The following is a 7,326-nucleotide window of genomic DNA, read 5'->3' as shown; positions in this document are numbered from 1 at the left end:
CTGCCGCAGGCTGCGATCGACGGCGCAGCCGTCGCAACCCGGCGAACGCCTTTATTCAGGCAGATCGCGGAGGCAGGTTTTGCGGCAACTACGTTGCCGATCGCAGCCTCGCGGGCTCGGCAGCGGCTACCCCGACACCGCGATCCCTGTAGCCGCTGCCGCAGGCTGCGATCGATGGCGTAGCCGTCGCAACCCGGCGAACGCCTTTATCCAGGCAGATCGCGGAGGCAGATTTTGCGGCAACTGCGTTGCCGATCGCAGCCTCGCGGGCTCGGCAGCGGCTACAGGGTCAGGAGCTGCGGCTCGCGGCGTCACCAGATCGGCAGCGTGTAGAGCACCAGGAAGCGGGTCTGGTTTTCATCGCGGAACGCCGCGCCGGCTGGGAAGTCGTTGCGGTAGATCGACTTGCGCGCCAGCAGCCCGAGGTTCTTCAGCGGCCCGCTCTGGATCACGTACCCCAGCTCCATCTGGAATTCCCGCTCCTTGCGGTCCTCGGCATTCAGCGCCGCCAGTTCGATATGGTCGCCGCGCACGTAGCGCAGGCGGCTCTTCAGCCCGGGCAGCCCGGCGGCGGCGAAATCGTAGTCGTAGATGGCCTGCCAGGTGCGTTCCCGGGCATTGAGAAAATCGGAACTCATGGTCAGTTCGCTCATGCCCATCAACTCGGTGCCCGACAGATAAGGCGTCGCCGTGTCGCCGCTGGCGTGCATGTAGCCCAGGCTCAGGCGATGCCCGCCCCAGCGATAGGCGAACAGCGCCGAGAGGTTGCGGTTGTCCACCTTCCCGGCCTTGGCGCTGCCGTCTTCGCGGCTGAAGAAACTGCGCAGGTCGCTGCTCAGCACCCCGTCCCCGAGCTTGAAGTTATGCAGCAGGGCCAGGGTGTCCTGCTGGTAGAGGTCCGCCACTTCGGCGTGGTAGACGCGCAGGCTGAGGTCCGGATCGACCTGGTAATCGCCCCCCAGGTAAGCCATGTGCGATGAGGTGGCCGCGCCGTTGAAGCGCCGGTTCGGCGAGGCGATGCTCAGCGCCTGGTAGTCGGTGGAATCGCGCTTGTTGATGCGGTCGATATAGCCGGTGTTGAGGGTCAGGCCGTCGATGTCCTTGGAGCTGAGGGTGGTGCCGCGAAAGGTCTGCGGCAGCAGCCGCGACGGGCTGGCAAAGGCGAACGGCAGGAAGATCGACACATCGCCGGTCTTCACGCTGGTCTGGGCCAGGCGCAGCTTGGCGGTCATCGCCAGGCGCGAGTATTCGTCCGCCGCGCGCTTGTCGCTGGCCGACACCGGCAGCAGTTCGGTGCCGCTGCGGTCCGGCGCCGAGTCGAGCTTGATCCCCAGCAGCCCGCGGGCGTCCAGGCCGAAGCCGACGGTCCCCGGGGTAAAGCCCGACTCCAGGTTGAGGATCGCTCCCTGGGCCCATTCCCGGGCCGCGGTTTTCGCGCCGTCGTCCTTGTAGTCGCGGTCGAGGTAGTAATTGCGCAGGGTCAGGGTGCCGTGGCTGTCGTCGATAAAGCCCGCAGCCTGCGCCGGAGCAGCCACCACGCCCAGCCCCGAGAGGGCCAGGCAGCACAGGCGAACAGATAGGGCCAGCGGCGCCGCAAGGGCGTTGCGTGAGAGGTTCGGCATGTTCGAGTCCACTTATTGTTGTTGTTTTGCGGAACGGGATCGCCCGGCCATGGCAGGCGTCCACGGCCAGAGAATGGAAACAGCCAAGGGCTGGCGTCAATCCACAGTGACCGATAATCGAACATTAATATTCTTATCTATTTTCTAGATAACACCAGATAAAACCAACAAGTCATTGATTTACATAAAACTAAATCAATCTTTTAGGCCAATCCGCTCACCCTTCAATTTTTAGTTATCTTTGTTAATCTTAATTTCGCCTGCCAGCGCTTGAGCGAACAGGCGCGTTCCGCTGCGTCCGCCCCCAACAAAAACAACAATGAGGTTTGCCATGGACACTCCATCGCGTCGCACGACGCTGACCATCGCCCTGTGTTTTATCGTTGCCCTGATCGAAGGCTTCGACCTGCAAGCCGCCGGCACCGCCGCCGCGGGCCTGCGCCAGAGCTTCGCCCTGGACCCGAAAATGCTGGGCTGGGTGTTCAGCGCCGGGATCGTCGGCCTGCTGCCCGGGGCCTTCTTCGGCGGCTGGATCGCCGATCGCATCGGCCGCAAGAAAATCCTCATCGGCGCCGTGCTGCTGTTCGGCCTGTTCTCCCTCGCCACCGCCTATGTCGGCAGTCTGTCGGGCCTGCTGCTGGCGCGCTTCATGACCGGCCTGGGCCTGGGCGCCGCCCTGCCCAACCTGATCGCCCTGTGCGCCGAGGCCGCGGGCGAGCAACGCCGTGGCACCGCCATCAGCATCATGTACGCCGGGGTGCCGATGGGTGGCGCCCTGGCGGCGCTGGTGGCCATGCTGTTCACCGACCATTGGCAGGCGACCTTTATCGTCGGCGGCCTGGCGCCGCTGCTGGTGGTGCCGCTGATGCTCCTGCTGCTGCCCGAGTCCAGCGCCTTTCGCCAGCAACAAGGCAACCCCGGCCTGACCCGCCTCTCCACCGGCCAGGCGCTGTTCGGCGAAGGCCGGGCGCGCACCACCCTGGCCTTGTGGCTGAGCTATTTCTTCACCCTGACGGTGATGTACATGCTGCTCAACTGGCTGCCGTCGTTGCTGCTGGAGCAAGGCTTCAGCAAACCCCAGGCCGGGCTGGTGCAGATGCTGTTCAACCTCGGCGGCGCCCTCGGTTCGCTGCTCGGCGGCCTGCTGCTGGATCGCTGCAACGGCATCAAGGTGGTGCTGTTCGTCTACGCCGGGTTGCTCGCGGCGCTGGCCGGGGTCGGCCTGTCGGCGGGCCTGCTGCCCATGGCCTGCGCCGGGTTCGCCGCGGGGCTGTTCGTGATGGCCGCGCAACTGGTGCTGTACGCCCTGGCCCCACCCTCGTACCCGACCCTGGTGCGCGCCACCGGCGTCGGTGCCGCAGTGGCCATCGGCCGCCTGGGATCGGTGGCCGGCCCCCTCGCCGCCGGACAGATCCTCGCGGCCGGCGCCGGCACCAGCGGGGTCTTGCTGGCGACCTCGCCGGGGCTGGTGATCGCCGCCTTGAGCATCCTCAGCGTAATCGCCCGCCCGGCACTGCAAGTTGAGCCCGGGTCAGGAACGGCGAGCCCGGCCACGCCCAAACCCTGACCCAGCTGGACATCAGCCTGGTTGACTGCCGTCACAATACGGTTGCCCAGGCTGAAACAGCCCCCCCACCCGCGCGGAACGCTCAGGACTGCCCCTCCCGGCGCTTTTTCGTTTCTGCGCCGCTTTTGCATTTCTGTGCGACAGATCCCACTTCGGGGACTCCCGTACCAGTCCCCCGTGGTGTTAGCGTGGGAGGTCAGATATTTCCTAACAATCTGCAAGGAACGCCTCCCGCAATGGATTTTTCCCTCAAGCAACTGGCCGCGGCCACCCTGATGCTGGCCAGCCTGTCAGCCTTCACCACGACCGCCCACGCCAACATCACCCCGCAGCAGAACGCGGCGATTCTCAAGAGCTTCGCCGATGCATCGGTCAAGGACTTCCGCCAGTTCCTCGGCACCCTGGGCAAGAGCGAGCTGGCCAAGAGCGCCAACCTCGGTCCGGCCATCACCGCCTTCCTCGACAACAAGACGCTTTCCGCCGAGCAGCAGAACGAGATCCATCGCCTGCTGGGCCTCTATGCGCGGGTGAAGTACGGCAAGGCCGCCACCGAAACCCTGCGCGAACTGGTGGCCATCCCCACCGTGCGCGTCGACGGTGTGCCCCAGCACGAGAACCCTGAGTTCCTCAAGATCGCCGACAAGATCCAGGCCCTGGCCAAGGCCTTCGACCTGAACTTTCGCAACATCGACAACCGCGTCTACGAGATCTCCCTGGAAGGCAGCGGCAAAGAAGTGGTGGGCATCCACGCCCATGCCGACGTGGTGCCGGTAACGCCGGAGAACTGGGTGCTGCAGGACGGCACCAAGCTCGACCCGTTCAAGGTCACCCTGGTCGGCGACCGCATGTATGGCCGCGGCACCGAGGACGACAAGAACGGCATCGTCGTGGCCCTGTACGCGATGAAGATCATCAAGGAAGAGAAGCTGCCGCTGGCGCGCAACTTCAAGCTGCTGGTGGACACCACCGAGGAAACCAGCGGCGACGCCATCCCCTACTACTTCGAACGCAACCCGACGCCCAACTACAACCTGGCGCTGGATGGCGGCTACCCGGTGGTGATCGCCGAGAAAGGCTACGGCACCGTCATGGCCAGCTTCCCGCGGCGTACCGCCGAAGGCAAAGGCGCGGAAATCGTCTCGATGACCGGCGGCCTGGCCACCAACCAGATCCCGGGCGCCTCGGTCGCCACCCTGGTGACCGACCAGCCCGCCGAACTGGCCGCCAGCCTGCAGAAGGCCGGCAGCGAATACGCCAAGGCCCACGGCGGCGACTTCAGCGTGGCCGCCAAGGTCGAAGGCAAGGACGTCAAGCTGACGGTCACCGGCGTGTCCGCCCACTCCTCCGAGCCCGAGTCCGGGGTCAACCCGGTGGCGCGCATGCTCGACTTCATCAACGGCCTCGATGGCAAGGTCGCGCTCAAGCACAACCCGATCACCGATGCCGCCCGCTACGCCGCCGACAACTGGAGCCTGGACTACCTGGGCAACAAATTGGGGGTCGGTTTCGCCGATGACTTCATGGGCCCGCTGACCACCTCCCTGACCTATGTCGGCCAGGATGAACAGGCCTTCAAGCTGGCGGTCAACCTGCGCGTGCCCAAGGGCAAGACCCCGGAGGTGCTGAAAAAGGAAATTGCCGACAAGCTGGCCGCCTGGAGCAAGAAGAACCAGGTCGCGGTGAACTTCGACTACAAGATCGCCGAGCCGATGTACCGCAACCCCGAGGGTGAATGGGTCAAGGCGCTATTGGCGGTGGCCAGCGAGAACCTCGGCATGCAGCACAAGTTCGGCACCTCCGCCGGCGCCACCTCGGTGCATGAACTGCCCAACGGCGTGCAATTCGGCCTGGCCCGTCCCGAGGTCAAGTACACCGGCCACAACGACAACGAGTTCAAGACCGTCGAGCAGTTCCAGCTGGACCTGCAGATCGTCACTGAAATGTTCGGTCGCATCGGCCAGCTGCCAACACTCTGAGCCCTTTCGGACCCGCCGCCCTGGCGGGTCCACTGCCGTGCTCATCCCGATCCAGATCGGGCTCGAGTCCTATCCCCCTGATGCTCGACCGGCCAGACGCCATGTCCGTTTCTGGGCATGTCGACGGGCCAAGCGATGGCACACTACCACCATCCAAAAGGATAGAATCAGTTGCAGGCGGCCAGGGTTGGCCAAGCAGCGCCGGCATTGCGTAAGGAAAACGCTCTGCCTGTGTCTTTTTGCCGTATTTCATTAAACCGCCACCAGAACCCTGTACTAGGATACGAGGCGGCGACGAATCCGGCGAAAGGCTCTAAACATAGTCTCGCCGCACTCGTCGCTTACTAAGGCAAGTGTCGCGCAACACGAAACTCATGGATGAAATGATGAACTCACAAATACTGTTCCCACACATTGGCAAGGTCATCGCCAGCACCGGCAGTCGCAGTTTTCCGCGCATGCTGCATGATCTGATACGCACCCAACTGGCGGTGGACGCCACGCATATCACCCAGATGCGTGTGTATTCAGAGGGTCAATCGCAGCCCAGGAACGCCCGCGACGAGGTCTACAGCGACTCCACGCTCGCCCCATCCGGCAAGAATCCGACGGCACGCCCTGCCGAGACTGCCGCGCAATTGCACCTGACCAGCCACAAGGACGATTACCGCTACGTGATCTCGGTCTACCGTTCCTGCCAGTCCCAGAGCTTCTCGCACCAGGAACGCATCCTCCTGCAGGACTTCTCCCCACTGCTGCTGCCCATGGTGGAAAAACACCTGGCGGCGCTGCAGCCGCACAACGCCACCGGGGACGACCCCGAGGCCGCCGCCAGCCTGGAACACCAGGGCCTGGAAACCCTGCGCCTGCGCTTCGCCGCGCGCCTGCGGCAGTCGGGGCTGAAGCTGTCGAACCGGGAAATGCAGGTCTGCGTCGGCCTGCTCGCCGGGCGCACCGCCCCCGAGCTGGCCGGGCAATTGAAACTCAAGGTGCACACCGTCGAGAGCTACCTCAAGCGGGCGGCGATCAAGATGGGGATCAGCGGGCGCCACTCGCTGCTGCGCTGGATGTATTCCCCGGACGAGGCCACGGCGACCACCCCAGGCCCGAGCACTGCCCTTTGATCCTCGAGGCCCGAGCCGGCTGTTCAGGGCTGGGGCAGATGCCAGGGGAACAGCCGGTGCAACAACCAGGAGACGCCTCGCTCGGTCGTCCATGAGCGGGGCGCACCCTGCAGGTGCGAAATTACCCACTTGCCCACCTATTTGCATTCGATATGACCGCCGATTGCATCGGACTTGACCAACACGCTTCGTAGTCATTATCGATAGAAAGCAACCCATTGCTGCCGATGGCCACAGGCATTAGGGAACGTTTTATGGTCAGAAACGCAACGAAATTGCGTTCCTACGCAAACCTTAGGTCTAGCTGACTAACCAAACGCCGATAGATTTTACATAGCAACGCAGGCTTCAAAACGGTAAGTCGTTTTCATACAGCCTGGACCAGGAGCGGACGGTGGACATAGTGATGGCAAATAGGTAGCGTCACCGATGCGGCTTTCGAATCTAGAAGACTGCTGGGCTTGCCGTTACCCTTGTCGTGTTTCTCTCTGGGCGATGTCGCGCTTGTCGCGACACCTCTAAGCTAGACAAAGACTTACAGGACGACAAGAAACGCGACATGGCATGTCGCCTAATAGTAGTTATATGCCTTGAGGAGCACCGACTTGTGATCATCGCCCTTTTATCATTCCTAGGAGTTATAGCCGGCGCGTCCCTTCAGTATATATTTACCCGTCATCTTGAAAACCAGAAACACCATCGAAGTCTTAGAACTCAGGCGTATACGGATTATTTAAAGTCCGTTTGTGAGCAAGCTACATTAGCACTGCAGTCGCAGTCACCAGAGAGCCGAGAACTACTCGCCAGAATGGTTGACTCCAAATCAAGAATCTGCCTATACGGATCAGAAGCAGTAGTTTCTTCTCTTGCTGCTTTTGAGCAGATAGGTCCAGCATTGAATACTAGCGAGCAAAGAAATTGTTTCGCCAATATGGTCTCAGCAATGAGAAAGGACTCAAAAGGACGTTCTGGAGCCTCCGTTGATAGTCTAGAAATTATTTTAATGGGTTCTCAGTGAAACAAGTCGTTCACTTCGT

The 7,326-nt window shown here is 62.5% G+C and carries 5 protein-coding genes; 4 read left to right on the top strand and 1 reads right to left on the bottom strand.

What is annotated here, in order from left to right; all coding sequences use genetic code 11:
• Positions 1 to 311 precede the first annotated feature (311 nt).
• Positions 312 to 1,622 carry an OprD family porin gene (locus PVZ78_RS06860; RefSeq protein WP_041990072.1) on the bottom strand — a complete coding sequence of 437 codons (1,311 nt, stop codon included), beginning with the start codon at positions 1,620 to 1,622 and terminating at the stop codon, positions 312 to 314.
• Between the two features lie 331 nt (positions 1,623 to 1,953).
• Here PVZ78_RS06860 and mhpT point away from each other — a divergent pair, with 331 nt between their 5' ends.
• The 4 genes from mhpT (at position 1,954) to PVZ78_RS06840 (ending at position 7,307) form a co-directional block, all read left to right on the top strand.
• Complete coding sequence (mhpT, locus tag PVZ78_RS06855) at positions 1,954 to 3,189, top strand: 3-(3-hydroxy-phenyl)propionate transporter MhpT (protein ID WP_273828425.1); 1,236 nt, start codon at positions 1,954 to 1,956, stop codon at positions 3,187 to 3,189.
• Positions 3,190 to 3,425: 236 nt separating this feature from the next.
• Positions 3,426 to 5,165: a dipeptidase gene (locus PVZ78_RS06850; RefSeq protein ID WP_273828424.1), complete on the top strand. Its 1,740-nt coding sequence runs from the start codon at positions 3,426 to 3,428 to the stop codon at positions 5,163 to 5,165.
• Between the two features lie 386 nt (positions 5,166 to 5,551).
• Positions 5,552 to 6,289 carry a helix-turn-helix transcriptional regulator gene (locus PVZ78_RS06845; protein WP_009049519.1) on the top strand — a complete coding sequence of 246 codons (738 nt, stop codon included), beginning with the start codon at positions 5,552 to 5,554 and terminating at the stop codon, positions 6,287 to 6,289.
• 607 nt (positions 6,290 to 6,896) lie between these two features.
• The gene (locus PVZ78_RS06840; RefSeq protein ID WP_273828423.1) at positions 6,897 to 7,307 is read left to right on the top strand and encodes a hypothetical protein; all 411 of its coding nucleotides are present in this window, start codon (positions 6,897 to 6,899) and stop codon (positions 7,305 to 7,307) included.
• Positions 7,308 to 7,326 lie beyond the last annotated feature (19 nt).

Origin of the sequence: Pseudomonas sp. SBT1-2, assembly GCF_028640875.1 — a bacterium.
Taxonomy (GTDB): Bacteria; Pseudomonadota; Gammaproteobacteria; order Pseudomonadales; family Pseudomonadaceae; genus Aquipseudomonas; species Aquipseudomonas chlororaphis_I.
Note: the sequence above shows the minus strand (reverse complement) of the source record. Positions and strands in the feature narration are given on the sequence as shown.